We start from the raw sequence: 23,754 nt of genomic DNA on the forward strand, positions 1-23,754 counted from the left end.
GTGCGCCTCGCGGCGCTCCATGCCCCTCGTTTTGAGGGCGCGAACGAGGCAGGCCTCGCGCGCGCTGTGAGGGGCGCAGGACTACACGCTCACCTCGCGCAATGCGCGAGAATCAATTCGCGTGGCTGTTTGAAAATTGAATCGGAATTTGAAGTGGCACACGCTCGGTCCCCGCTTCGGGAGAATGATGCGATAATTGCGGCATTCGCCGGGACGACCAGCGGAAATCCTCAGAAGAACTCTTCCGGGCACGGATCAACAATTTGCCAGAGATCCGTGCCGTTCTTGATCTTCTTCATATCGTTGGTGAGACCACCGTTGCGGCTGATCCACGACTTCACGGTCTGAGGGTAATACGACATCAGATCCGATGTCCCCTCGCTGCTGTTGACCTTGATGCCGAACGTCCAGGCCTTGTCGTAATAGGCCTGATGGAAGCCGAGGCTGGCGCGGGGCGTGACGCAGATCTTGTTCATCGGCACGATGCCGAACACCATCGTGCAGGCCGAGTTGCAAATGCCGTCGATGATGACGCGCTCGCCGCGAGCACGGATGCGCTGGTACTTCGCCTTGTATTCCTCGACGTAACCGCCGTGGTCGCGCGTGATGCGCAGGTCCGCATGTGCGGGACCGCTCAACGCGATCAGAATCGTAGCTGGAACCCAGAATCGCATGCCGGAGATGAACCTGCCGCCGAACGGAAGAAAACGGATGAAGCCCAATTTTGGCTTTGTTGTGTTGGAATTTCGTTAAGGGTGCTGGTAGCGGGCGGATGGCCATCGGGCGAATTTTCGAACGAATTTCCCCCGAGCCCCGGCGGCGCGTCATCGCCGGCCTGCATTGCGCCGGTATAGGAGTGGCGAGCGTGCATTGTAGATGATAGCGTCGAACATCCAGCCGATTACATCCCCCTTTGTTTGAGACTTGCTGCTGTTATGCCCTCGCCTGACACCTCTCAATTGCTGACGTTTCGCTGCCCGAAAGAACTCGAAGGCCTGCTGCCGCCGCCGATCCCCGCAGCGCAGGGCCTGCCGGACTGGCTAAAGACTATGCCGCAAGAGGTATCCAGCGAGATCATGGGGGGCGAGAACGACACTGTGAAGCGTTGTCCGCCGTTCGTGGATGCGATGACCTCGGGTTTTCTGATCCCGCTGATCTGCGACGTAAAATTCGAAAACGGTGAGTTCACCTGGGACAATGACTTGCCGCCGTGCGGCACCGTCAACTTCCCGCGCTCTCCAATCGGGCTGCACGACAGCACTCAATTGACGGGCACGCCGTTCTTCGAACCCGACCGCTTCGTGATCAAGTTTCATAATCTCTGGACCATCGAAGCGCCCGAGGGTTACTCCCTGCTGTTCACGCATCCCGTCAACAGGTTCGATCTGCCGTTCACGACGCTGACGGGATGGGTCGACTGCGACAACTATCGCGATGGCTGGATTCACTTTCCGACGCGGTGGCGCGACATGAACTTCAGCGGCGTCCTGCCGAAAGGAACGCCGGTCGCCCAATGCTTTCCCGTGAAGCGGGAAAAATGGAATCTGCGAACTGCGGTCTTCACGGAAGAGGACACGCAGCGGACCCACGATCTCCTGAGCCTGATGTCGCGCGAGACCGGCGTTTACCGGCGTCAGTTCAGGGCCTGATCAGCCGTTTCGGGCGCGTAAAAAATCCAGCGCCGCACTCGGCTGCAGGAAGATTCGCCCGTGCGATGACGACACCATCGCAATGACCGCCGGGGCGGCGAGTTTGCTCAACCCGTGCGTGACTGCGCGAAAGAGTTCCTCAGCCTCCTCCCGCTGCCGGAGTTCAAGCAGGCATTTTCCGAGGCGGATCCGCGTGTCATCCAGCGGCTTGATAGCCAGCGCGCGGCGGTAGAGGTCAGCGGCACGTGCGTAGTCGCCATCCCATATCAGCGCCCCCGCGAGCGCCAACAAAGCATCGTGATGCGTCGGCTCCGCCGCGTGTACTTTGGCAAAGGCCTCCCGCGCCCGGATACGGTCGTTGCGGTCGGCCAGAACATATCCCAGGGCAAGCTGCAGATCGGGCGATTGCGGCTCAAACGCAAGCCCGCTCTCGGTGACGGTCATCGCCTCGTCGATTTGTCCGCTCTTGCGTAACTGGAGCGCAAGTTCGACGAACGCCGGAATGTAGTGCGGGCGCCGGCCGACCGCCCGTCGCAAGTGATCCAGTGCCTCGTCTCGGCGCCCGACAGCGGCGAGCATGCCCGCGAGCAATGTTTCGATCGATGGGTGGTCGGTTCTGCGCGCGAACTTGGCCAGATGTACGATGGCTTCGTCGAGGCGGTTTTGCCCCAGAAGGGCGCGCCCAAGAATTTCTGCGGCAAGCGTGTTGCCGCGATCTGATTTCAGGACCTGGGACGAAAGCTGCTCGGCCTCCGCGAGTTGCTGCATCTGCAGCGCCAGCAACGCCTTTGCGAGTGCTGGAGGGGGTGGCCTGTTTCGTTCCGGAGAATGGCTCTTTGACATCGGCTTCACAAAGATCGCTGGCTCGCTCCGAGAGGTTGGAAACCCCGGCCCTCGGAATCGAAATCCGATGCTCTATCCAGGTGAGCTAAGAGCGCGTGACGGCTTCAATAGGTTAGACCGGGTCACTGCGCAACCCGCTTGCACGGTCCAAAAGCCACCCCAATGGGGCGAGCCCGGCGCGCCGACCATGATGCCGTCATCCTGCCACCGCATCATTCCGGGCTGCGGACTGACACAGCCCCGAATGACGGTGAAACAAGCGCGCCCTAGTGCGCGCAGCGAAAGTCGAAATGACTTGCGCCGCGCGCGGGATAAGGCGGGTTACTTCTTCGGAGGACGCACGGCGTCCGCGGTGCCCTGAATGAACGCGATGATCTTGACCACATCGTCGTCACTCAGCTTGCCGGTGAAGTCGGGCATGCCCTTGTCGACGTGCGGTCCCTTGAACACGAAGTTCTTCAGGTTGGCGATGGTCTCCGCGCCGACATAACCGAGGTTCCTGACGTTGCCGCCCTTGTCGACGCCCGGCACGCCGTGACAGGTGACACAACTGCTGACATACAGCAGCGTTCCTGGTCCGACATCTGCCGGATTGTATTTCACGCCTTCGACAAGGTTCTCCATCTGGTATTTCGTGATGGGCGGCAGCGGCGCCTTGCCTCCAATCGCGAAGGTATAGACCGTGCCGGGATTGTCGGCCTCGGTGGCGCGTGCCGCGATTCCGAACACGCCGCCCCACCCGACCGCGATGGACACGTATTGCTTGCCATCGATCATATAGGTTGAGGCAGCCGCTACGACCCCGGTGCCTGTGGGCGATTCCCAGAGCTTCTCACCACTCGTTGCATTGTAGGCGATGAAGCGGCCGTCGGCTGTCCCCTGGAAAACAAGGTTGCCGGCGGTGGTCAGCGTGCCGCCGTTCCATGGCGCCACGTATTCCTGCTTCCACGCCTCCTTCTGCTTGACCGGATCCCATGCGATGAGCCGGCCGAACGGCAGGTTCTTGGGCGGCGTCGCATTCAGCACGAAGCCCGTGTTCCAGCCGGTGTTGCCGCCAAACTCGCCGGGCTGATTGGCATTGTGCTTCCAGCCCTTCTGCGGTGTGAGATTGAGCGGCACGCCCTGCGCCGGCAGATACACAAGACCGGTCATCGGATTGAACGACATCGGATGCCAGTTATGCGCGCCATATGGTCCGGGGATACTGTCCATCCCCTTTTCGGGATCGCGCGCTGCCGCAACTTCAATCGGACGGCCGTTCGCGTCATACCCGGTGGCCCAGTTCACATCGACGAAGTTTTTCGCGGAGATGAACTTGCCGTTGGTGCGATCGATCACGAAGAAGAAACCGTTCTTCGGCGCATGAAGGATGACCTTCCTCGGCGCACCATCGATATTGATGTCCGCCAGGATCATCGGCTGGGTCGAGGTGTAGTCCCAGTGATCGCCCGGCGTTTCCTGGTAATGCCAGACGTATTTTCCGGTATCGGCATTCAGCGCAACAATCGACGCGAGATAGAGGTTGTCGCCGCCTGCGGGACTGCGAAGATGACGATTCCACGGCGAGCCATTGCCGGTGCCGATGTAGACAAGATTCAGCTCAGGATCGAAGGTGATGGAGTCCCACGCCGTTCCGCCACCGCCATTGATCCAATACTTGCCGGCCGGATCCCAGGTCTTGGCGGCCGCTTCCATCGACTCATCTTCATAGGGCTTCGCCGGATCGCCGGGCACGACGAACCATCGCCACGCTTGGTTGCCGGTTTCCGCATCATAGGCGGTGACATAGCCACGTGCGCCATATTCCGCGCCGCCGTTGCCGATCACCACCTTTTCGTTCACGACGCGCGGCGCGCCGGTGATCGTGTAGGAATGTTCCTTGTCGACGAGCGTGTCTTTCTCCCAGACCTTCTTGCCGGTCACGGCATCGAGCGCAATGAGCCGCCCGTCGTACGCGCCCACGAAGACCTTGCCTTTGTGAAGCGCGATACCGCGGTTCACAACGTCACAGCAGCCCTTGTAGCCGATGGTGCGCGGAACCTCGGGATCAAACGTCCATATCTTCTTCCCCGTCCGCACATCGATCGCGTGCACAACGCTCCATGAGGCAGTGACATACATAATGCCATCGACAACCACAGGCGTTGCTTCAACACCGCGCGACGATTCAAGGTTGTAGGTCCACATGAGACCCAGATCCTTCACGTTGTCGGTATTGATTTGATTCAACTTGCTGAAACGTGTCTCGCCGTGGTCGAGACCTATCGCCGGCCAGTCGTTGGACGTCGCCGCGTTGGCCTTGATGGAGTTCTGGTCGACAGCCGACGTGACCGCCTTGAGATGCTCAGGCGATCCCTTTGGAGGCGATTGGGCGGAAGCTGTTGAAAAGGCGGCAAGCGCTGCAACTGCAGTTGCGATCATCAAAAAACCCAGCGGTGAGCGCTGGGTTTCGGCAGTCCTTGAAAATTGTGGGCGAGCAGTCGGGCTGGCAAGACGGATCATGCATTCCTCCCATGGCCTCTCACGGGCCTGAGCGAATGTTAGGCGCGAAAAATCCGGCGTCAACGAATGTGTTTGTGACAAACCATTTTGTTGTTTCGCAGCGCAACGAGATTGCGTTTTGTTTTCGCAGCGCACTGCACGACGAAAATCGCGCTGTTTAAAACAATGCCAAAAGGCTTACAGATTTCTACTGTGCTGCGCTTAGCGCGTGTTCTGTTCTGGACGGGCCGTTCTTTGCTTGATGATCTGAACGGCCTTCTGCACGTCCGCGGCATCCGCAAGAGCGTCCATCGCATGCGTGCTGGTTTCGATGAACTGAACGATCACCCACTTTGTGTTGTCTGGCATTTGTTCCGCGACAACACTCAACTTGACACCCGGACGCCAGCGCGCGCGCGACAGCCCGGAGAAGTAGCTCTCGATCCCCGATTTCTCCAGGCCATCGAAGAAACTGTCTCCCACAACGACCGTTTGCGGCAGATATGCGGGAGACGCTCCATCGGAGGTCATGACCTTTTCAAACACGCCCACGTCGTAACGCCGGCGAGCACCGGGCGGATCCTTGAAGTTCGACTTCACCTTCAACGCCTGCTCCGATGGCGAGGAAAACAGGGGCATGAATGTCGCAATGCCGCCGCTGAATGTTTCCGTTGTGGTTTCAAGCTTGTGGGACCACAGCGACGCCTGCAAACCTTCAGCCGAACTGATTTTGTCGACGATATCCTTCGCCACCGGAAACGCGCCCGGATCGTTCCAATGAAAATCCGTCTTGAAGAACACCTGACGGCTTTTCATCGTCTCACGCAGAATCGCAGTGCTGTCGACAAACGTCACATTGGGTAACGCGCGCAGCCTGTCGACCAGATGATCTATTCTTGGCCGTTGCGGACGTGGTGCAACCCAGGACGGCAACTGGTCGCCATAAAACCTGTCGCTCATCATGTTGATAGTGAAAACCGACCTGATACCGGCGGCCTGCAGCGCATCCGTGAAATTGCGGACTCCGTTGACGATGCGGTCCTCGAGCCCCTGCGACAACAGCCTTTCGACCAGAGGCTCCTCCTTGCTGATAACCGCCCGATAGAACAGCCAGCCGTTACGCCCCACGACAACCTTGTCCGACGTGCCGAAAACGGAAAAATCGATCTGGGTTTTGAGCTTGATCAGCAGCGCACGCAATCCGAAATGGTCGTTGAACCATTCGTTCGCCAGGCGCGGAAAATGCTCTATCCCTTTCGACAAATCCGGACGTTTCGCAAAGTTCCTGTTCTCGTTGATCGCATCTCCCGGAATGGCGCGCGTGACCATCTGCGCGAAAGGCAGAACGGTCAGCAGGAAGAAGATTGCGATGAAGAGCCTCGCCGACATTCCCTAGAACCTGAAATAAATAAACGGGTTGAAGCCATTCGTCGCAATCAGCGACATCGAGTAGACGAAGATCGCAAGCGCAGCCATCTGCTGCACAACTCGCGTGATCCCCGCTCCAATGCCGACGAATGACACCGGCCAGAGAGACAGCACCGCCGCTGCGACAAAGAAGAACAGCTTGTCGGATGTCACGAGCGCCGCAAGATTGAACGAAACATCGGAAGCACCAAAACCTCCCATCGCGCGCAGGAACCGAGCGGCATGCACCATGTCCGTGGCGCGGAAAAAGACCCACCCGATCATCACAAGCAGCAGTGTGACCGGCCAACTCAGGACCGGCGGCAGGGAAATCCCGATCGCACTGCGGTTGACCCGCTCAATCACGAGCAACGCGCCGTGATAAATTCCCCAGATCAGGAATGTATAGGCGGCGCCATGCCAAAGACCGCAGAGAACGAAAACGATAAAGAGATTTGCGTAGGTCCTGAACGGCCCTGCCCGATTCCCGCCAAGGGGGATGTAAACATAATCGCGAAACCAGCGTGACAATGTCATGTGCCAGCGCCGCCAGAACTCGGTGATGCTCAGCGACCGGTAAGGCTGATCGAAATTCTCCGGGAATCTGAAGCCAAGCGCGCGTCCCAATCCGATGGCCATATCCGAGTAGCCGGAGAAGTCGAAAAATATCTGCAAGGTGTAAGCAGCAATACCGACCCATGCCGCGGTCATCGACAGTTCAGCCGGCCCGAGACTGAATATCCGGTCAGCCACGACGCCCATATTGTCAGCGAGAATGATCTTTTTAGCGAGGCCAACGCAGAACCGGATGATGCCGTACTCGACGTCATCCACGCTGACGGGTCGGCGAACGATCCGGTCCTGGACCTCGCGATAGCGAACGATCGGACCGGCGATCAATTGCGGAAACAGGGAGTGATACATCCCGAAATCGATGCCGGTCGGCGCCGGCTTTGTCTCTCGCCGGTAGATATCGACAATGTAGGACAGCCCCTGAAACGTAAAAAACGAAATGCCGGCAGGGAGAACGGCGAGGAACGGAAACGATGCGGGATTCGGAGCGGCAACGCCGACATCCGAAACCATGTGAAGGAAGAAACCGAAGTACTTGCAGTACAGCAGCGGCACGAGATTCAGGACCACGCCAAACGCAAGTATCCAGATTCGCGCCCGCGCCCCTCCGGTCCGCTCGATCCAATTCCCGATGATGTGGTTGCCGATGATCGATAGGATCAGGACCAGCGTAACGTAGCCTCCGTCCGCGCTGTAAAACGCGAGGCTTGCGAACATCAGAAAGCCGTTCCGCATCGAGTGCGGAATCAGAAAGTACAGGACAAAGAATGCGGGCAGAAAGGCGAATACGAAACCCGGCGAACTGAATGACATGCCCTAAGCTAGTCCTGGCTCTGAATCCGCCGCGGGTAAGGCGGCAAGCGTGCAGCATACGTGCAATTATCAAAGTTCAAGGTGGCGCCCCGGATTGTTGAAAATCATTGCTGGCGGAGGGGCGGCAAGACGTGTCGAGCATCCCTCCTCGGCCTCTCATAGGCTGCCGGGAATGTTAGACGCAATAGGCCGCCCACAAAACCATGTTGCGCATTTGCCACGAACGCGTAGCATCTCGCGGCGGTCGCCCGTCGCTCTCGCGAACCTCAGGGACAAGGCGTGGAGGCCTTCGCCCGCCCCGGGTCGGCCGGCCGCTGGCAGTTCACCCGGCGCGTCACTGGTGCGCACCCTGGCAGCCCGATATCCGGTTCCGTAGCTCAGGTCCCACGGCTATGCTGTGACCGAATGATGGGGCGACGTTGGTTGCAGGAGGGACAACCATGCGTTTGGTGCCACGCGCCTTCGCAAAAACCACTGATCGAATGAGGCGGCGCGATTTCGTTGCACTCGTTGGCAGTGCGTTGGCATGGATGGCCCCGGCCCGCGCGCAGACCATGCCAGTCATAGGATATCTCGGCTCGGAAACCCCGGAACGCTACGCCAGCCGCCTCAATGCCTTCCGCGGCGGCCTGGCAGAAGCCGGGTACACCGAAGGGCGCAATGTTGCGATCGAGTTTCGATGGGCGGAAGGCCAATACAGCCGGTTGCCGGCGCTCGCTGCGGACCTTGCAAAACGTCAGGTGAATCTCATCGTCGCTGCGGGCGGCGCTGAGGTGGCATTAGCGGCAAAGTCGGCGACAACAACAATCCCGATTGTCTTTGAGATGGGCGGCGATCCTATCGTACTCGGCGTGGTGGACAGCATGTCCCGGCCGGGGGGCAACCTCACCGGTGTGTCCAGCCTGAGCGTGGAGGTTTCGCGCAAGCGCCTGGAGTTCATGCATGAGGTGCGCCCGGACGCCAAAACGTTCGCCGTGGCCATTAATCCCACGAGTCCGACCTCTGACACGCAGTTGACGAACCTCCGTACCGCAGCGGAAAGCCTCGGATTGGAGCTGATGGTGCTGAGAACCAGTTCCGAACAGGAATTCGACGAAATGTTCGCCGTCGTGCGTAATGCACGTGCGGGTGGCCTTGTCTTCAGCTCCGATCCTTATTTCACCTACCGCAGTCAGCAGCTGGCCGTCCTCGCCGCGCGTCATGCCGTACCTGCGATGACCCAATCCCGAGATTTCCCGCTTGCCGGCGGGCTGATGAGCTATGGCGGGGACTTCAGTCAGTCGCACCGTCACACCGGCATGTATGCCGGCCGCATTCTCAAAGGCGAGAAGCCTTCCAATTTGCCGGTGCAGCGGGTTACCAAGGTCGAGTTGTTCATCAATCTGAAAGCCGCGAGCGCCCTCGGCATATCCTTCCCGCCCTTGCTTTTAAGCAGCGCCGACGAGGTCATCGAATGACCTGGCCGCCTGGCCGTGACACGAGATAGGTCGATGTCCACTCCCCTCGTCGCTCCGCGCACGTCATTGTTCAAAAAATACTTTCGCGCGCTGTTTGCGGCAGCGGTCGTACCGCTCCTGATTGCGGGCGGGAGCGAGGCGTGGTTCGGCTATCACGATCAGCGTGCGCGGTTGAATGATCTTCTGAACGCGGAAGCCCGGTTTGCGGCCGTCAACATTCAGGACTTCATCGAAGGCATCCGGGATCAGCTTGGCTGGGTTGTCCAACTGCCATGGTCGGAAGATTCCGGCGAGAGGCGAAGGCTCGACGCCCTGCGCCTGCTGCGTCAGGTCCCGGCCATCGAAAGCCTCACCCTGGTCGACCCAGCCGGAAAGGAACGGCTGTTTGTGTCCCGCATCAGCCTGAACAGGATTGAGGGCGGTGCCGATCTTTCCGCGAAACCTGCTGTGATCGCAGCCCGTTCAGACCGGATCTGGTTTGGCCCGGTGACGTTCTATCACGGCTCAGAACCTTTCATGACCGTCGCGGTGGCGGGCAACCGCTTGGCGGACGGCGTGGCCATTGCCGAAGTGAATCTGAAATTCATCTGGGAGGTTATCTCGGGGATACGCGTCGGACGCACCGGCGAGGCCTTCGTGCTTGATAAGCCGGGCCGCCTCGTCGCTCATCCAGACATCAGCCTTGTGCTGCGGGCTGATGAAACCGCGCAGCAGCCACTCCGTGACCTGCGGACAGCCATTCTCGCCCGGCCGAGCCAGGCCGCGGCCGGTCAGGACATCGCGGGCAAGACAGTGCTGGCCGCGATGGCGCAGATTCCCGGCATCGACTGGAATGTCATCGTCAAGCAACCCGTTGCCGAGGCATTCGGGCCGATCTACGCGGCGCTTTGGCGAACTGCGGCATTGCTCATCGCCGGCGCAGCCCTCGCAGGAATCCTCGCCTACTGGCTGACCCAGCGCATGATCGGGCCGATACGTCTGCTGGAAGACGGGGTCGCTCAGATTGGCGCGGGAAATTTTCAACACCGCATCCAGCTTGCGACAAGGGATGAATTTGAACGGCTTGCGACCCGGTTCAACGAAATGGCGGGTGAGCTGGCGATTTCACAGGAACGCTCAGAACGCATCAGCAGACTCAAGCGGTTTCTCGCGCCCCAAGTCGCCGAACTGATTGACCGTATCGGAGACGACCGCGTTCTTGACGGGCGCCGTGTCGATGTGGTCGCGATATTCTGTGACATGCGAGGCTTTACCGCGTTCTCGGCGCGGGCTGAGCCCGAAACCATCCTGGGCGTGCTGCGTGAATACTACGACACGCTCGAAAAGGTCGTCAGCGCCCACGAGGCAACTCTGATCAGCTTCTCGGGCGATGGCGCGATGGTGCTGGTCAACGCACCGGTTGCCTGCCCGGACCCGGCATTACGCGCCGTCAATACGGCGATCGACATGCAAATAAACGTGCAGAAACTCCTGACCAGTTGGCACGCACTCGACCATCGGCTCGGCTTCGGCGTTGGACTCGCAAAGGGACCGGCTACCGTTGGAAAGATCGGCTCCGAGGGGCGCCTTCACTACAGCGCGATCGGCACCGTCGTGAATCTCGCTTCGCGTCTATGCTCAAGCGCGAAAAACTCCGAAATCCTGATCGATCGCATTGCTGCGTCCGCATTGGCTTCGAGCGTGCCTCTTGTTGAACTAGACGCGCAGACTTTGAAGGGGTTCAATGAGCCCGTTCCCGTGTTTTCCGTTGTGTTTTGACACCAAGCAGGCCGCACTGCGTGCGGCAAAAAACAGGAATTTTCGAGCGATTTCGGCTGGATTTCAGGCCATCATTGGCTATGGTGCGCCCCTCAGCGCTCCTAGCTCAGCTGGATAGAGCATCGGATTTCGATTCCGAGGGTCGGGAGTTCGAATCTCTCGGAGCGCGCCATTCCCGGTCACAAAGACGGCATCGTCGGACCGAGGGTTTTCCTGCAACCCTGCCCGCACGCTCGTCGCATCCATGGCTTCCTGATGCGGATTTGCGTGGCTTGAGCCCGACCAGAAGCGCCCTTGCCGAAGCCGGATGCCGATTATGACAGTCAAAACCCGGCGTTTTGAATTGCCAATGGAGGCATCTTTCGGCATGGCTTGCCGAGCTTTGCACGGCGGTGGCACCTGCGTGCCTATGGCGCTTTAAACGAATCGCGCCGCCGGGCTATTCAGGACGCACTTCCAATTGAGGGAGGACACGGTGAGCGGCAACGAAGGGCTTCTGCCTTCAAACTCTGAGCACAGGTTTTATCAGGGCCTCGCCGCGACCTGCGTCGCCAATTTTCTTCAGGCCACCAACTTCCTCTCCGACCGTTTCCTGCGGCGCGCCTATTATGCATCGGCGAAGATCGACGAGCTTTACCGCAACTCGATGAACAGCGCCTTTTCCGCGCAGGAGGCGTTTCTTGTCACCGGTGCGCCGCATGCATCGGCCTATTATCCGCGGGACTTCGCCTGGTTCTATCCGGATGTTCTCGATCCGCAGACCATCATCAATGCCGAAGACGCGGCGCGCCGGGTTCGTCTGCTGGAAAAAAGCGTGCGCTTGATGCTGGGCGCGGTGCGCTCGGGCATCATCACGACGACGCTCATTCCCGTGAAACGCAATCGCTACATCGGCGCCAACTATTTCGCGCTGCCGTCGGACACGCTCCTCGGCGTGCAGGGTGGTCTGGAGCAGATCGTTCGCGCTGACCGGCGAGCCTCGCCTTATGAGGACCTGACGAAAGCAGCCGATACAGGCCGGGCGTTGCTTGCCGAATATCGCGCCGACCTGAAGAAATCAGTCCTCGATCTTGCAAGCAGTCTCGAGCCTTACAAAGGTGACGACATCCAAACCCTGCTTTGCGACGTCCGTGCTCCCCGCTCGGCTGCGACGGACACCCGCGCGGAGCGGCTGCGCTTCGTCACCAATGCCAGCGTCTACGCAACGTTCCAGCAGAGCATCCGGCTCGGCATCGTTGATGAAAGCGAACTGGAGAAAATCCTCGGACGCAGTCTCTCGCAATACAAGACAGAGTTGCTTCAGCTGTTCGGCCGCGACGGCTACATCAAGCATAGCCTCGACTGCAAGGCGGAAGCGCCCGCCTTCTCCATCGCGCTCGATTTCGTCAATGTGCAGCACGGATTCTGGGATTTCAGAAACGAGGCCGAGCGCGCGCTGTTCAGCGCAACCACCGATCTCATCCTCGCTGAACCGCGTTTCCGGATTCCAGACACGTTCCACTTTTTCGTATCAGCGGATAATCCGCGCAAGAAACTCATCCACCGGATCGCCACGCCGTCCTATCAAGGCCGGTCCGCATGGCCGACATTCAATGTCGAGTTCGCCGACCGCATGCTCGAACATGACGAATTCTCCGGTACCGAGAAGTACCGGCCCTACGCCCGCGAAATCCTGCGCCACATCCATCACGCCACGGAGACGCATGGCGGATACCAGGAACTGTTGTCCGAAAATGGCCTGCAGTACCGCACCTGGGCCTACCGGGGCGCCATCGCGCACTCCTGGTTTCCCCGCTTTCTGACCGTGTGGAGCAGAGCCTTCGGCGCTCCACTGATCGACTGGACGCAGCAACAATCCGACAAAGCGTTCGCGTAAGCGCTTCTTCAATAAGCCTTGGGGTCTTGGCGCCCCAGCATCGTCATTGTGATTGCCCGGCCGCCGCCGCTGAAATCATCTGACCAAGTTCTTCAAAATGGCGCTTGCGGGGTGAGCTTCGGCGCCAGGCCAGCCCGATCACGCGTTGCGGCTCCGGATCGGCGAACCGCATCAGATGAATGTCGCCTCGCCGGCTTTCGAGCGGCACCGCCAATTCAGGCAGCAATGTCATGCCGAGACCGTGCGCCACCATCTGGACCAGTGTGGACAGGCTCGACGCGCCAAAGGTGTTGATGTTCTCGATCCGCCGCAGATTGCAAAAGGCCAGCGCCTGATCCCGCATGCAGTGCCCTTCTTCCAGAAGCAGCAGGCGGTCGTCTTCCAGAAGATCGGGTGTCGCCTTGACCCTGTTCGACATGCGGTGCGTGGTCGCCATCGCCAGCAGAAAGCGATCGTCAAACAACCGGATCGTCTCGATGTCAGGGTGCTCGACCGGCAACGCGAGCAACAACAGATCGAGCTGACCGTCGGCAAGTTCGCTGATGAGGGTTTGGGTCTGGGTTTCGCGAATATGCAGATCAAGATCGGGAAACCTGTCCCGGATCATCGGCAGCAGTTGCGGCAGGATGTATGGTGCCACCGAAGGGATGACGCCGAGGCGCAGAGGGCCGGACAGCACATTTCCCTGCCGCCGCGCAACATCGACGATGTCACGCACATCGGCAAGAACGCGCGCTGCACGCTGGGCGATCTCCTTGCCGCCTTCGGTCAGCATCACGCCATTACGGCCGCGCTCCAGAAGCTGAATTCCGAGCGATTTCTCCAGCTCCTGCACCTGCATCGAGAGCGCAGGCTGCGTCACAGCGCAGTGCTCCGCAGCCTTGCCGAAATGGCCTGAGCGGGCCACGGCGTCGAAGTATTTGAGCTGCTTGAGAGAGACCATCGATCAGTTCTTCTTATTCATAATCGTTACTAATACGATCAGACCTGATTGAAAAGTCCTGTTCCGGGCACTCTCATCGGTTTGATCGCAGCGCAGCCACGATGGCATCGAGACCGTCGGTCAAGGCTGCAGGTCCCGGTTGCAGGATCAGCGGCGACTTGATCTCCACGATCCGATCGTCGCGCACCGCAGCAATCACGTCCCAGCCCGGCCGCTGCCGGATCTTATCCGGGACGACTTTCTTCCCGCACCATGACGCAAGGATCACATCCGGATTGGCTGCGATCACAGCCTCGGGCGCAACGATGCGGTCCTTCGCAGACTTTGCCTTGGCAAGATGCGGAAACACATCTTCGCCGCCGGCGATGGAAATCAGTTCCGAGACCCAGCCGATGCCGCTAATCAGGGGATCGTCCCATTCCTCGAAATAGACTTTGGGACGTATCCGTCTCGCGCCTTCGATCGCGGCGACCCCGGCGAGCCGCCGCTCGAACTGCGATGCGAGCGCGTCCGCCTTTTTCGCTTCCCCGATCACTCCACCGAGCGTGCGGATCATTGCCAGAATGCCGGCGACGTCGCGCTGATTGAAGACGTGGACCGCAACCCCTGCCCGCACCAGCTCGGCGACGATATCGGCCTGCAAATCCGAGAATGCCAGAACCAGATCGGGGTGGAGCGCGAGTATCTTCGGGACGTCGGCTGATATGAACGCCGAGACGCGCGGCTTCTCGCGCCGCACCTGCGGTGGCCGCACCGCGTATCCCGACACGCCGACAATGCGATCCTGCTCGCCGATCAGATAGAGCGTCTCAACCGTCTCTTCGGTGAGGCACACGATGCGGCGTGGCGGAAATGCAGTCATACCAGAACAACACCCGCCGCCCGACAAAAGTCGATACGGGCCGCCAGAAGGCTTGCCTCAGGGCCGCGCGACGTCGAAGACATCGCCGTCATATCCTGCCTCAAGCGGAATGCGCAGGCGCGTGGTTCCGTCCGCATTGCGGCTGATCTCAGGCACCACGGTCACGACAGACATCGTGCGGGCGTGGTCCATCGCCGCCTGCGCGGTGCCCAGCTTGTCGAGCTTGATCAGGTTGCGGATGGTCGGAAACGGAAGATTGTAACGTCCGGACTCGGCGGCTTCGAGCGCGGCCTTCGGCGACAGCCAGACGGAATCCACGGATTCCCTTCCATCGTGCTTGCCGATCTGATCCGGCGGCGCGAGCGCCAGCAGGAAATGCGTGTCGAAACGCTTCGGCAGATTCACCGGCGTGATCCAGTGCGCGAAGAGCGCCAGCAGATCGATGGCGGGAACGAGATCATGCTGGCGAAGAATGTCGGCGAAACGCAGCTTGCCCTCATCGAGCGCCTCACGGTGCGAACCGAGTTCCGCAGCCTTCGCCGCGGTGACCAGCGATGCCGATCCGCGCTGACGTGCCAGAAGGATTCCGCTTTCCTCGAATGTTTCACGAATGCCGCCGATCCGAATGGCCGCGGTCTCGATGTCGAGACCGCCGCGATCAGCAACCAGCGCCGGATTGGCCGCGATCTCCCGATCATCCGGGTCCATGCTGCCGCCGGGAAACACCAAGGCGCCGGAACTGAACTCGATCTGGCGATTCCGCTGCACCATGAAGATTTCCATGCCGCCGGCCGCTTCCCGCAACAGGAGCACTGTGGATGCGGTCCGCAGCGCCTTCGATGGATCCGGAACGCTCTTGCTGCCGCTGCTCATCAGATGTTGGCCCGTTTGTCGATGCGCCCCACGCGCGACAGAAGATAGTCCACTTCACTTCGCGCCAGCGCGCTCATGCTCGATCCCGGCTTGCGCTGGGCGTCCGACGCGATCTTGCCACGCTTCTTCAGGACGTACTTGCGAACCGCAAGGCCGACGCCCGGCTGCTGCTCGTAACGGATCAGCGGCAGATGCGCATCGAACAGATCGTGCGCGGCATCGCGCTTGCCGGCCTTCGACAGGTTGACGACATCCACCAGCAGGTCCGGAAACGCGTAGCCGGTCATGGCGCCGTCCACGCCCCGCTCCATTTCGAAATCGAGAAACAGTCCGCCGTTGCCCACCAAAATCGACAACGGCCGCAGCGAGCCATCCTTCTGGAAACCGCGCAGCGCCGAGATCTTTTCCAGCCCCGGCCAGTCTTCGTGCTTGAGCATCACGCACGACGGGCTGTCCATGACGATCTTGCGGATCACCGATGGCGTCATGACGACAGTCAACGTCAACGGATAGTCCTGCAACACCCACGGCACATCGCTGCCGATGGCCTCACTCGCCTGCCGGAAATATCCGAGAATTTGCTCATCGGTGCGCAGATGGGTCGGCGGCGCGATCATGACTGCCGCAGCGCCGGCATCCATGGATGCGCGCGCCAGTGTACGCATCTGTGCGAAACCCGGTGCGGACACGCCCACGATAATCTGCTTGTCCTTCGCCCGCTTGATGAAGCGCGTCGCAACGTCGATGGATTCATTGCCTTCGAGTTTGGGCGCCTCACCGAGGATACCGAGGACCGTCACGCCGTTGCAGCCGACTTCCCCATAGAAATCGGTCAGGCGATCAATCGACTCATAATCGATGCGGCCGTCGTCGAAAAACGGAGTTGGTGCGATGGCGAACGTACCGCTCGCTTCGTGAGTTAGTTTCATGAGAGGAGGACTGCTTTCTTGTTTTTGTGTCAGTAGCTGCGCGGCACAATTCTAACGCCTTCGTCGAAAAAAATCTCGCTTGCATGGGCCGCAATGTCCTGCGGTTTCCACGGGCCGCCGGGCTTCCACCCCTCCCGCTCCAGGAGTTTTATCTCCCGGATACCTCGCGGGCCGGAAACGCCCAGCACCTTTCCGGTCTGTTCGCCGGACAGGGAACTCACCATGTAAAGCACCGCCGGCGCAATCTCGTCAGGCCCCATGGCGGCCCCCGGATTGTCGATGTAGCGCTGCAGATCCGCCGTCATGCGAGTCAGAGCGCCCGGCGCCAGCGTCCAGACGCGGATATTGTACTTGCGTCCCTCATCCGTCAGCACATTGGACAGGCCGAAGATACCGCCCTTGGCCGCACCATAATTGCTCTGGCCGAAATTCCCGAAAAGCCCGGAGGTCGATGACGTATTGACGATGACGCCGCCACCGTTGTCCTTCATCCATTTGAAGACCGGCAGAGTGACGCAGAAGGTGCCTTTCAGATGCACCGTCATCACCTTGTCCCAGTTCTCCTCCGTCATCTTGGCGAATGTGCCGTCGCGCAGAATTCCGGCATTGTTGACCAGAATGTCCGCGCGGCCGAAATGCCTGATCGCATCGTCGAACACCGACTGACCGCCCGCCATGGTCGAGATGTCCGATCCGTTGGCGATCGCCTTCCCGCCTTCTGCCTTGATGGCATCGACAACCTTCTGCGCCATCGACTTGTCGGCGCCGCTGCCGTCGCGTGGCCCGCCAAGATCGTTGACGACCACCGACGCGCCTTCGCACGCAAACAGTTTGGCATAGGCCTCGCCCAGACCACCGCCCGCGCCGGTGATGATCGCAACCTTGCCGTCGAGCAAACCCATCGAGTCCTCCCGCTTTTTTCCTGCTTCAGGCGAGAACGGTTTTTCCGTTCTTGATAACGGTGACATTGCGGCTTTTCACGCGCCCTTCGAGCGAGATCACGTTGCCGTCCTTCCACAGGTCGAATGACACCGTCTCTCCCGGAAACACCGGCGACGAAAAGCGCGTGACATGTTGCCTGAATGCAGCCGGATCGTAGTCCGCATAGGTCTGGAGCACCGCGCGGCAGCTCAGGCCATAGGTGCACATGCCGTGCAGGATCGGACGATCGAATCCCGCCTTCTTCGCAAACTCGGGATCGGAGTGCAGCGGATTGCGGTCCCCGCAAAGCCGGTAGATCAGCGCCTGATCGGGCCGCGTCGAAATATCGACCGTCATGTCCGGCGCACGCTTCGGGATCGCATGCGGTTCGGGCTGACCGTCCGCCGGGCCGCCAAAGCCGCCATCGCCGCGCGCGAACTGCGAAGCGATCAGCGTGGCGAGATCCTCGCCCTTCTCGTTCTTGAGCACGGTCTTGCGCAGTATCACCGCGCCCTTGTCCTTGCCCTTGTCGAACACGCCAAGGATGCTGGAATCCGCGGTAATGTTCGCGGTAACAGGCAACGGCTTGTGGAAGGTGATGTCACGCTCGCCATCGACCACCATGACGCGGTTAACATCGATGGGACCTGCGCTCGCCCCCCACGCGGCAACCGACGCGTAAGTCGGAACCACCTTCAGTTCGCGCGGCGTATAATATCCTTCATTGACGAAGGACAATTCCTTCTCGTCCATCGGATCGGCGCCCATGCCGATGCCATAGGCATAAAGCATGACTTCGCGGTCGGTCCATGAATACTTCTGGCCGACGTTCTTGAGCGCCATCACCTCATCGTACTTGATCGGCATGTTTCCTCGCTGTTGCTCTTGCTATGCGACGGGCGTGAAGAACGGCAGCGGCGCGCCGTCCGTCGGCTTGAACACGACCTTTACGCGCTGACCGATTTTCAGCGTCGTCAGATCGCAGTCCACGAAGTTCGTCAGCAGTGACGGACCTTCATCGAGCGTGACATACCCAATGGCATAGGGCCCGGTCGGCGACTTGCGCATCAGGCTGTAGCTATAAATCACGCCCTCGCCCTTGCTCTCTTCCCACACCGTCTGGTCCGAGAAGCACACCGGGCAAATCGAGCGCGGGAAATAATGCGGCTCGCCGCACGCGGTGCAGCGCTTGATCAGGAACTTGCCTTCCCTGGCGGCATCCCAGAAATGCGCCGTTTCAGGATTGCCCGTGGGCGCTGGATACTTCGGTTTGTCGGTCATCACACGCGCTCCAGAATAGCGGTCGAAGCCGCATGACGCACTCCAAGCAATCCGCCGGTGCCGTGCACCAGCGCGAGATCGCAATTCGGAACCTGAACCTTCGGATGCGCTTCGCCACGCAACTGCCGCACCGCCTCGATGATCTTGGTGATGCCGCCACGGTTGATCGGATGGTTGTTGCACAGTCCGCCGCCGTCGGTGTTCCACGGCAGCTTGCCGACGCCGGAGATCAGATTGCCATCGGCGACGAACTTGCCGCCCTGCCCCTTCGCGCAGAAGCCGAGATCCTCGAGCTGGATCACCACGGTGATGGTGAAGCTGTCGTAGATCGAAGCGTACTTGATGTCCTTCGGCGTCACCCCTGCTTCAGCGAATGCCGGAGGACCGCTCCACACACCCGCGGAATAGGTCAGGTCGAGCTTGCGGCCGCCGTTCGGGCCTTTCAGGGATTCGCCATGGCCGGTCAGCCGCACCAGCGGCCGCTTCAGGGACTTCGCAATCTCCGGCGTGGTCACGATCAGCGCACCGCCGCCGTCGGAGACGACGCAGCAGTCCAGCCGGTGCAACGGATCGGAAATCAGCGGCGAGTTGATAACGTCTTCCACAGTGACGACATCGCGCAGCATCGCGTGCGGATTGTATTGCGCGTGATGCGAGGCCGCGACCTTCACCCAGGCGAGTTGTTCGCTGGTGGTGCCAAACTCATGCATATGACGCATGGCGCACATGCCGTAAGCATTGTGGGTAGTCGCCCCGTAAGCCGCCTCGAAATCAATTTCGGGGCCGGCGGCGCGCGGCGGCATCGGGCCAGTGCGCGGCTTTCCGGCCAGAGTGATCAGCGCCACGGAACATTTTCCGGCTGCGATCGCCTCGGCCGCATGCCCGAGCGCGATGATGTAAGAGCATCCGCCGGTTTCGGTCGAATCCAAATGACGCAGCTTGAGGCCGAGATAATCGGCCATCGGCATCACGCCGCCGGGCGCATCTCCGGCGCAGAAATAGCCGTCAACGTCGGCCTTTGTCAGGCCGGCATCTTCCAGCGCTCCCCTGGCGCATTCGGCGTGAAGTTGCGCCGTGGACTTATCCGGCGCATGCCGGGTGGGATGTTCGTAAATCCCGGCGATATAGGCTTTTCCCTTGATGCTCAAAGTCATCTCCACTGCTTCAACTCAGCGGATTTTCTGACCCGCCAAGCGGCGCTTGGCAAGCATCTTGAGTTTCGCCGTGCGAACGAGCGTTCTATTCCGCCGCGATCTGGGGCGCGATCATCGGCGGCGGATTGACAAGGTCCTTGGCAAGCTGTTCGTATCGCGCCTTCGCTTTTGCGATCGACGCTTCCTTGACCGGGCCATAGCCCCGGATCTGATCCGGCAGCGACAGCAACTCGACTGCGATGTCATGCGTCTTCGGCGACAGCAGCTTCACCGCCGTCACCACGTCCTGCTCGTACCCCTTGATCAGATCGCGCTCGAGTTTGCGGTCCTCGCTGTAGCCGAACGGATCGAACAGCGTGCCGCGCAGGAAGCGGAACTTCGCCAGCACGCCGAATGCGCTCATCATCCAGGGACCGAAGGCCCGCTTGCGCGGACGGCCCAATGCATCGGTGCCAGTGCTCAGTATCGGCGGCGCGAGATTGAAACTCAGCTTGAAATTGCCGTCGAACTGCTTGCGGATGCTCTCCGCGAAGCGACCGTCGGTATAGAGCCGCGCGACCTCGTACTCATCTTTGTAAGCGAGTAACTTCGCATAGTTGATCGCAACGGCGCGCGGCAGCGCTTCGCCGTAGCCGCCGTCGAACGCCACCTTCCGCACCTGATCAACGAGACTGCGATACCGGGCGGCATAGGCTGCGTTCTGATAATCGGTCAGCAACTGCGTCCGGTGCGCAATGATCTCGTTCAGCGTCATCTGGTCGAGCGTCTTTGGCGCCTCTGGCTCGTCGCCCTTCATCATGGCCGCAAGCTTCGCAGGATCATGGGCCGCGAGGCGACCCAGACGAAACGCCTGCGTGTTCATCTTGACCGACACGCCATTCAGTTCGATCGCCTGTTCGATGGCCTCGGCGCCAACCGGCAGCAAGCCCTTCTGATAGGCGTATCCCAGCATCATCATGTTGGTTGCGATCGAGTCACCCAGCAGCGTCTCGGCGGGTTTGGTGAAGTCGAGGAATGCCGAATCCTTGCGCAACGCATTCTCCAGCACGCGATTGACCTTGCCGCGCTGGAAATCGAAATCGCGGTTCTGGATGAAATCCGCGATCGGAATGAGATGGGTATTGATGACGCCATAGGTGCGCGACGACTCCGCGAGCGTGATCGTTTCCTTGGCAACGGCCACCACTTCATCGGCCGCGATCAGCAGATCGGCGGTACCGGTGACAATGCGCGAGCAGGTCACGTCCGCTGTATTCCTGGACAGCCGGACATGGCTCAGCACTGCGCCGCCCTTCTGCGCAAGCCCCGACATGTCGAGGATCATGCTGGCCTTGCCTTCGATATGCGCGGCCATGCCAAGCAGCGCGCCGATGGTCAGCACACCGGTGCCACCGACGCCGCCGACAGCAACATTGTATGGCCGGTCCAGCGATGGCACTGAGGCCGGCGCGGGCAATTCGCCGATATTGCCGATATCGACCGGCGCACGCTTGCGCAGTGTGCCACCGTCGATGGTGACGAACGACGGGCAGAAGCCCTTTACGCAGGAATAGTCCTTGTTGCAGGTCGACTGGTTGATGGTGCGCTTGCGCCCCATCTCGGTTTCCAGCGGCTCCACCGAGATGCAGTTCGACTGCACCGAGCAGTCGCCGCACCCTTCGCAGACCGCGGCATTAATGACGACACGCTTTGACGGGTCTTCCATCAATCCGCGCTTGCGGCGGCGGCGTTTTTCGGCGGCGCAGGTCTGCACGAACACGATCGCCGAGCAACCCGGCGTCTCGCGCAGCGTGCGCTGGACTTCGTCGAGCTGATCGCGGTGCGCGACCTTGGTGCCGGGCGCGATGTCGGACGCCGGATAGGCTTCGGGATTTTCCGACACAAGATAAATGTCGCGGATACCTTCGCTGTGAAGCTGGAATGTCACCTGCTGCGGCGAAAGCTCGCCGTCGACATGCTGGCCGCCGGTCATGGCCGTCGCGTCGTTGTAAAGAATTTTGTAGGTGATGTTGGCCTTGGACGCGACCGCCTGCCGGATCGCGAGGCTGCCGGAATGGAAGTAAGTGCCGTCGCCGAGATTGACGAAAACGTGCTTCTCGTTGGTGAACGGCGCGATGCCGACCCACGGTACGCCCTCGCCGCCCATGTGCGTGAAGGTCTCTGTGTTGCGGTCCATCCACAACGCCATGAAGTGACAGCCGATACCGGCCATCGCACGGCTGCCTTCCGGCACCTTGGTCGATGTGTTGTGCGGACAGCCCGAGCAGAAATACGGGGTGCGCGTCACCGGCGCGACCGCCTGAACCTGTGTTGCCTGCCGGCCGTTGAACCAGTCGGCCTTGGCGCGGAGCATCGCCACGATTTCGGGATTGAGGTCGAGTTGCAGCAGCCGCTCGGTCAGCGAGCTTGCCAGCGAGGCAACGCTAAGTTCTTCCGCGAACGGCAGGAAGCGCTTGTCGTGATTGTCCATCTTGCCGATGATGCGCGGGCGCACATCGTCGCGCCAGTTGAACAGCTCCTGCTTGACCTGGTTCTCCACGATCTCGCGGCGTTCCTCGACGATGAAGATTTCCTCAAGACCGACGGCGAAGGCGCGCACGCCTTCCGGCTCCAGCGGCCACGGCATGCCGATTTTATAAAGCCGCAGACCGATCTGCGCGGCCACCTCCGGCGTAATTCCGAGTTCACGCAGCGCCTGGCGAATGTCTTCATAGCTCTTGCCCGACGCCATGATGCCGAACCGCGCGTTCGGCGAATCCATTGTCACGCGATTGATCTTGTTGGCACGTGCAAATGCGACAGCAGCAAAACCCTTGTAATCCTGCAGGCGCTTGTCCTGCGCGTAGCGGTCGTCCGGCCAACGCAGATTGAGGCCGCCCGGCGGCATCTCGAAATCAGGAGGAACGATGAACGGCGTCAGTTCATTTGTGAGATCGATTTCCGCCGTGGTCTCCACCGTCTCGGTGATGACCTTCATGCCAACCCAGCAGCCGGAATAGCGCGACATGGCAATGCCGAGCAGTCCCATCTCGATCATCTCGTGGATGCTGGAGGGATAGAGATACGGCATCAGCGCGGAGATGAAGGCGTGGTCCGACTGATGCGGCACCGTCGATGACTTCGCGCCGTGATCGTCACCCGCCAGACAGAGTACGCCGCCGTTCCTGGCCGAACCCGCCGCATTGCCGTGACGGAAGACGTCGCCGCAACGATCGACGCCGGGGCCCTTGCCATACCAGATGCCGGTAATGCCATCGTATTTCGCGCCGGGCGAGAGATTGAGCTGCTGCGAACCCCAGATCGCCGTGGCGGCGAGGTCCTCGTTGACCCCCGGCTGGAATTTCACGTTGTAATGTTCGAGATGCTTGCGCGCGGCGACAAGCTGCTGGTCGTAGCCGCCGAGCGGCGACCCGCGGTACCCGGAGACAAATGCTGCGGTGTTCAGCCCCGCTGCGCGGTCGCGCCTGACCTGCGCCATCGGCAGCCGGACCAGCGCCTGAATGCCGGTGAGGAAAACATGTCCCGATGCCTGCGTATATTTCTGGTCGAGGCTGATCGGCCCTTGGTTGATTCCCATATTCGTTTGCCTCTTTGCCGGGCTCTTGTTGCGCTGTGACGAGTCTGCTTAGAACCAGTCTATGTCGCTTTTCGTTTCCTGCACAAAAGAAATCGCATTCATCAGACCTTTGTTTTCAAACGCAATTTTAGGCTGGTTTTCGCCTCCTTCCGGACCTGTTGTGTCGCGTGTCTGCTTATGGCCGAAAGGACATTGCGAACGACTTCCGGGGTGGAAACGCCCCTGTCCGGACCGCTACGGTGCGGCCGGCTCCCCCGCAATGCTGCCCCTCGTCCCATGCAACGCTCCGCCGGAACGGTTCTCGCCGCAGAACCGTTGCCCATCGCCCTGACCACAACCCGATTTCAACGGGTGCAT

The 23,754-nt window shown here is 60.4% G+C and carries 18 protein-coding genes and 1 tRNA gene; 5 read left to right on the forward strand and 14 right to left on the reverse strand.

Annotated elements, in window-relative coordinates; translation table 11 throughout:
• Positions 1–230: 230 nt before the first annotated feature.
• Positions 231–674, reverse strand: coding sequence for a hypothetical protein (locus tag I554_RS0111775; protein WP_024575063.1), 444 nt, complete (start codon positions 672–674; stop codon positions 231–233).
• Positions 675–935: 261 nt separating this feature from the next.
• Between I554_RS0111775 and I554_RS0111780 the strand changes: the two genes are divergently transcribed.
• Positions 936–1,649 carry a hypothetical protein gene (locus I554_RS0111780; protein WP_024575062.1) on the forward strand — a complete coding sequence of 238 codons (714 nt, stop codon included), beginning with the start codon at positions 936–938 and terminating at the stop codon, positions 1,647–1,649.
• On the opposite strand, the gene I554_RS26355 is transcribed toward I554_RS0111780, so the two are convergent.
• From I554_RS26355 to I554_RS0111810, 4 genes are all read right to left on the reverse strand, one after another.
• Positions 1,650–2,432 carry a tetratricopeptide repeat protein gene (locus I554_RS26355; protein WP_024575061.1) on the reverse strand — a complete coding sequence of 261 codons (783 nt, stop codon included), beginning with the start codon at positions 2,430–2,432 and terminating at the stop codon, positions 1,650–1,652.
• Between the two features lie 381 nt (positions 2,433–2,813).
• Positions 2,814–4,994: a PQQ-dependent dehydrogenase, methanol/ethanol family gene (locus I554_RS0111795; RefSeq protein WP_024575060.1), complete on the reverse strand. Its 2,181-nt coding sequence runs from the start codon at positions 4,992–4,994 to the stop codon at positions 2,814–2,816.
• A gap of 201 nt (positions 4,995–5,195) precedes the next feature.
• Complete coding sequence (locus I554_RS0111805; protein WP_024575059.1) at positions 5,196–6,362, reverse strand: hypothetical protein; 1,167 nt, start codon at positions 6,360–6,362, stop codon at positions 5,196–5,198.
• Between the two features lie 3 nt (positions 6,363–6,365).
• Positions 6,366–7,766: an MBOAT family protein gene (locus tag I554_RS0111810; RefSeq protein WP_024575058.1), complete on the reverse strand. Its 1,401-nt coding sequence runs from the start codon at positions 7,764–7,766 to the stop codon at positions 6,366–6,368.
• A 482-nt stretch (positions 7,767–8,248) separates the two neighbouring features.
• Here I554_RS0111810 and I554_RS0111815 point away from each other — a divergent pair, with 482 nt between their 5' ends.
• The 4 genes from I554_RS0111815 (at position 8,249) to I554_RS0111830 (ending at position 12,857) form a co-directional block, all read left to right on the forward strand.
• On the forward strand, positions 8,249–9,223 hold the full coding sequence (locus I554_RS0111815) for an ABC transporter substrate-binding protein (RefSeq protein WP_024575057.1): 975 nt from the start codon (positions 8,249–8,251) through the stop codon (positions 9,221–9,223).
• Positions 9,224–9,256: 33 nt separating this feature from the next.
• Positions 9,257–10,981: an adenylate/guanylate cyclase domain-containing protein gene (locus tag I554_RS0111820; RefSeq protein ID WP_024575056.1), complete on the forward strand. Its 1,725-nt coding sequence runs from the start codon at positions 9,257–9,259 to the stop codon at positions 10,979–10,981.
• Positions 10,982–11,076: 95 nt separating this feature from the next.
• Positions 11,077–11,153: transfer RNA gene (locus I554_RS0111825), tRNA-Arg, on the forward strand.
• Between the two features lie 303 nt (positions 11,154–11,456).
• Positions 11,457–12,857, forward strand: a complete 1,401-nt coding sequence (locus I554_RS0111830; RefSeq protein ID WP_024575055.1) for a hypothetical protein — start codon at positions 11,457–11,459, stop codon at positions 12,855–12,857.
• A 43-nt stretch (positions 12,858–12,900) separates the two neighbouring features.
• Here I554_RS0111830 and I554_RS0111835 read toward each other — a convergent pair whose 3' ends face one another.
• The 9 genes from I554_RS0111835 to I554_RS0111875 form a co-directional block, all read right to left on the reverse strand.
• Entirely contained in the window at positions 12,901–13,800 is a 900-nt protein-coding gene (locus I554_RS0111835) for a LysR substrate-binding domain-containing protein (RefSeq protein ID WP_024575054.1), read from the reverse strand.
• A gap of 73 nt (positions 13,801–13,873) precedes the next feature.
• Positions 13,874–14,662, reverse strand: a complete 789-nt coding sequence (locus tag I554_RS0111840; protein WP_024575053.1) for a cobalamin-binding protein — start codon at positions 14,660–14,662, stop codon at positions 13,874–13,876.
• 57 nt (positions 14,663–14,719) lie between these two features.
• Positions 14,720–15,535 carry an NUDIX hydrolase gene (locus I554_RS0111845; protein ID WP_024575052.1) on the reverse strand — a complete coding sequence of 272 codons (816 nt, stop codon included), beginning with the start codon at positions 15,533–15,535 and terminating at the stop codon, positions 14,720–14,722.
• Entirely contained in the window at positions 15,535–16,464 is a 930-nt protein-coding gene (locus I554_RS0111850) for a dihydrodipicolinate synthase family protein (protein ID WP_024575051.1), read from the reverse strand. Before I554_RS0111850 ends, I554_RS0111845 begins: the two co-directional genes overlap by 1 nt.
• Before the next feature lie 29 nt (positions 16,465–16,493).
• Complete coding sequence (locus tag I554_RS0111855; RefSeq protein ID WP_024575050.1) at positions 16,494–17,366, reverse strand: SDR family oxidoreductase; 873 nt, start codon at positions 17,364–17,366, stop codon at positions 16,494–16,496.
• Between the two features lie 25 nt (positions 17,367–17,391).
• A complete protein-coding gene (locus I554_RS0111860) occupies positions 17,392–18,252 on the reverse strand; it encodes a MaoC family dehydratase (RefSeq protein WP_024575049.1) in 861 nt (286 codons plus the stop codon).
• A gap of 21 nt (positions 18,253–18,273) precedes the next feature.
• Positions 18,274–18,666, reverse strand: coding sequence for a Zn-ribbon domain-containing OB-fold protein (locus I554_RS0111865; RefSeq protein WP_024575048.1), 393 nt, complete (start codon positions 18,664–18,666; stop codon positions 18,274–18,276).
• On the reverse strand, positions 18,666–19,814 hold the full coding sequence (locus I554_RS0111870; protein ID WP_024575047.1) for a thiolase domain-containing protein: 1,149 nt from the start codon (positions 19,812–19,814) through the stop codon (positions 18,666–18,668). Before I554_RS0111870 ends, I554_RS0111865 begins: the two co-directional genes overlap by 1 nt.
• A 91-nt stretch (positions 19,815–19,905) precedes the next feature.
• Entirely contained in the window at positions 19,906–23,397 is a 3,492-nt protein-coding gene (locus I554_RS0111875; protein ID WP_024575046.1) for an indolepyruvate ferredoxin oxidoreductase family protein, read from the reverse strand.
• Positions 23,398–23,754: the final 357 nt, after the last annotated feature.

The sequence above is a fragment of the Afipia sp. OHSU_II-C1 genome (genome assembly GCF_000497575.1).
Lineage (GTDB): Bacteria > Pseudomonadota > Alphaproteobacteria > Rhizobiales > Xanthobacteraceae > Afipia.

Excerpts from the sequence above, each read along its gene's own strand:
- I554_RS0111775 (WP_024575063.1), bottom strand. The coding sequence starts at position 674 with ATGCGATTCTGGGTTCCAGCTACGATTCTGATCGCGTTGAGCGGTCCC.
- I554_RS0111780 (WP_024575062.1), top strand. The coding sequence starts at position 936 with ATGCCCTCGCCTGACACCTCTCAATTGCTGACGTTTCGCTGCCCGAAA.
- I554_RS0111795 (WP_024575060.1), bottom strand. The coding sequence starts at position 4,994 with ATGATCCGTCTTGCCAGCCCGACTGCTCGCCCACAATTTTCAAGGACT.
- I554_RS0111805 (WP_024575059.1), bottom strand. The coding sequence starts at position 6,362 with ATGTCGGCGAGGCTCTTCATCGCAATCTTCTTCCTGCTGACCGTTCTG.
- I554_RS0111810 (WP_024575058.1), bottom strand. The coding sequence starts at position 7,766 with ATGTCATTCAGTTCGCCGGGTTTCGTATTCGCCTTTCTGCCCGCATTC.
- I554_RS0111815 (WP_024575057.1), top strand. The coding sequence starts at position 8,249 with ATGAGGCGGCGCGATTTCGTTGCACTCGTTGGCAGTGCGTTGGCATGG.
- I554_RS0111820 (WP_024575056.1), top strand. The coding sequence starts at position 9,257 with ATGTCCACTCCCCTCGTCGCTCCGCGCACGTCATTGTTCAAAAAATAC.
- I554_RS0111835 (WP_024575054.1), bottom strand. The coding sequence starts at position 13,800 with ATGGTCTCTCTCAAGCAGCTCAAATACTTCGACGCCGTGGCCCGCTCA.
- I554_RS0111840 (WP_024575053.1), bottom strand. The coding sequence starts at position 14,662 with ATGACTGCATTTCCGCCACGCCGCATCGTGTGCCTCACCGAAGAGACG.
- I554_RS0111845 (WP_024575052.1), bottom strand. The coding sequence starts at position 15,535 with ATGAGCAGCGGCAGCAAGAGCGTTCCGGATCCATCGAAGGCGCTGCGG.
- I554_RS0111850 (WP_024575051.1), bottom strand. The coding sequence starts at position 16,464 with ATGAAACTAACTCACGAAGCGAGCGGTACGTTCGCCATCGCACCAACT.
- I554_RS0111855 (WP_024575050.1), bottom strand. The coding sequence starts at position 17,366 with ATGGGTTTGCTCGACGGCAAGGTTGCGATCATCACCGGCGCGGGCGGT.
- I554_RS0111860 (WP_024575049.1), bottom strand. The coding sequence starts at position 18,252 with ATGCCGATCAAGTACGATGAGGTGATGGCGCTCAAGAACGTCGGCCAG.
- I554_RS0111865 (WP_024575048.1), bottom strand. The coding sequence starts at position 18,666 with ATGACCGACAAACCGAAGTATCCAGCGCCCACGGGCAATCCTGAAACG.
- I554_RS0111875 (WP_024575046.1), bottom strand. The coding sequence starts at position 23,397 with ATGGGAATCAACCAAGGGCCGATCAGCCTCGACCAGAAATATACGCAG.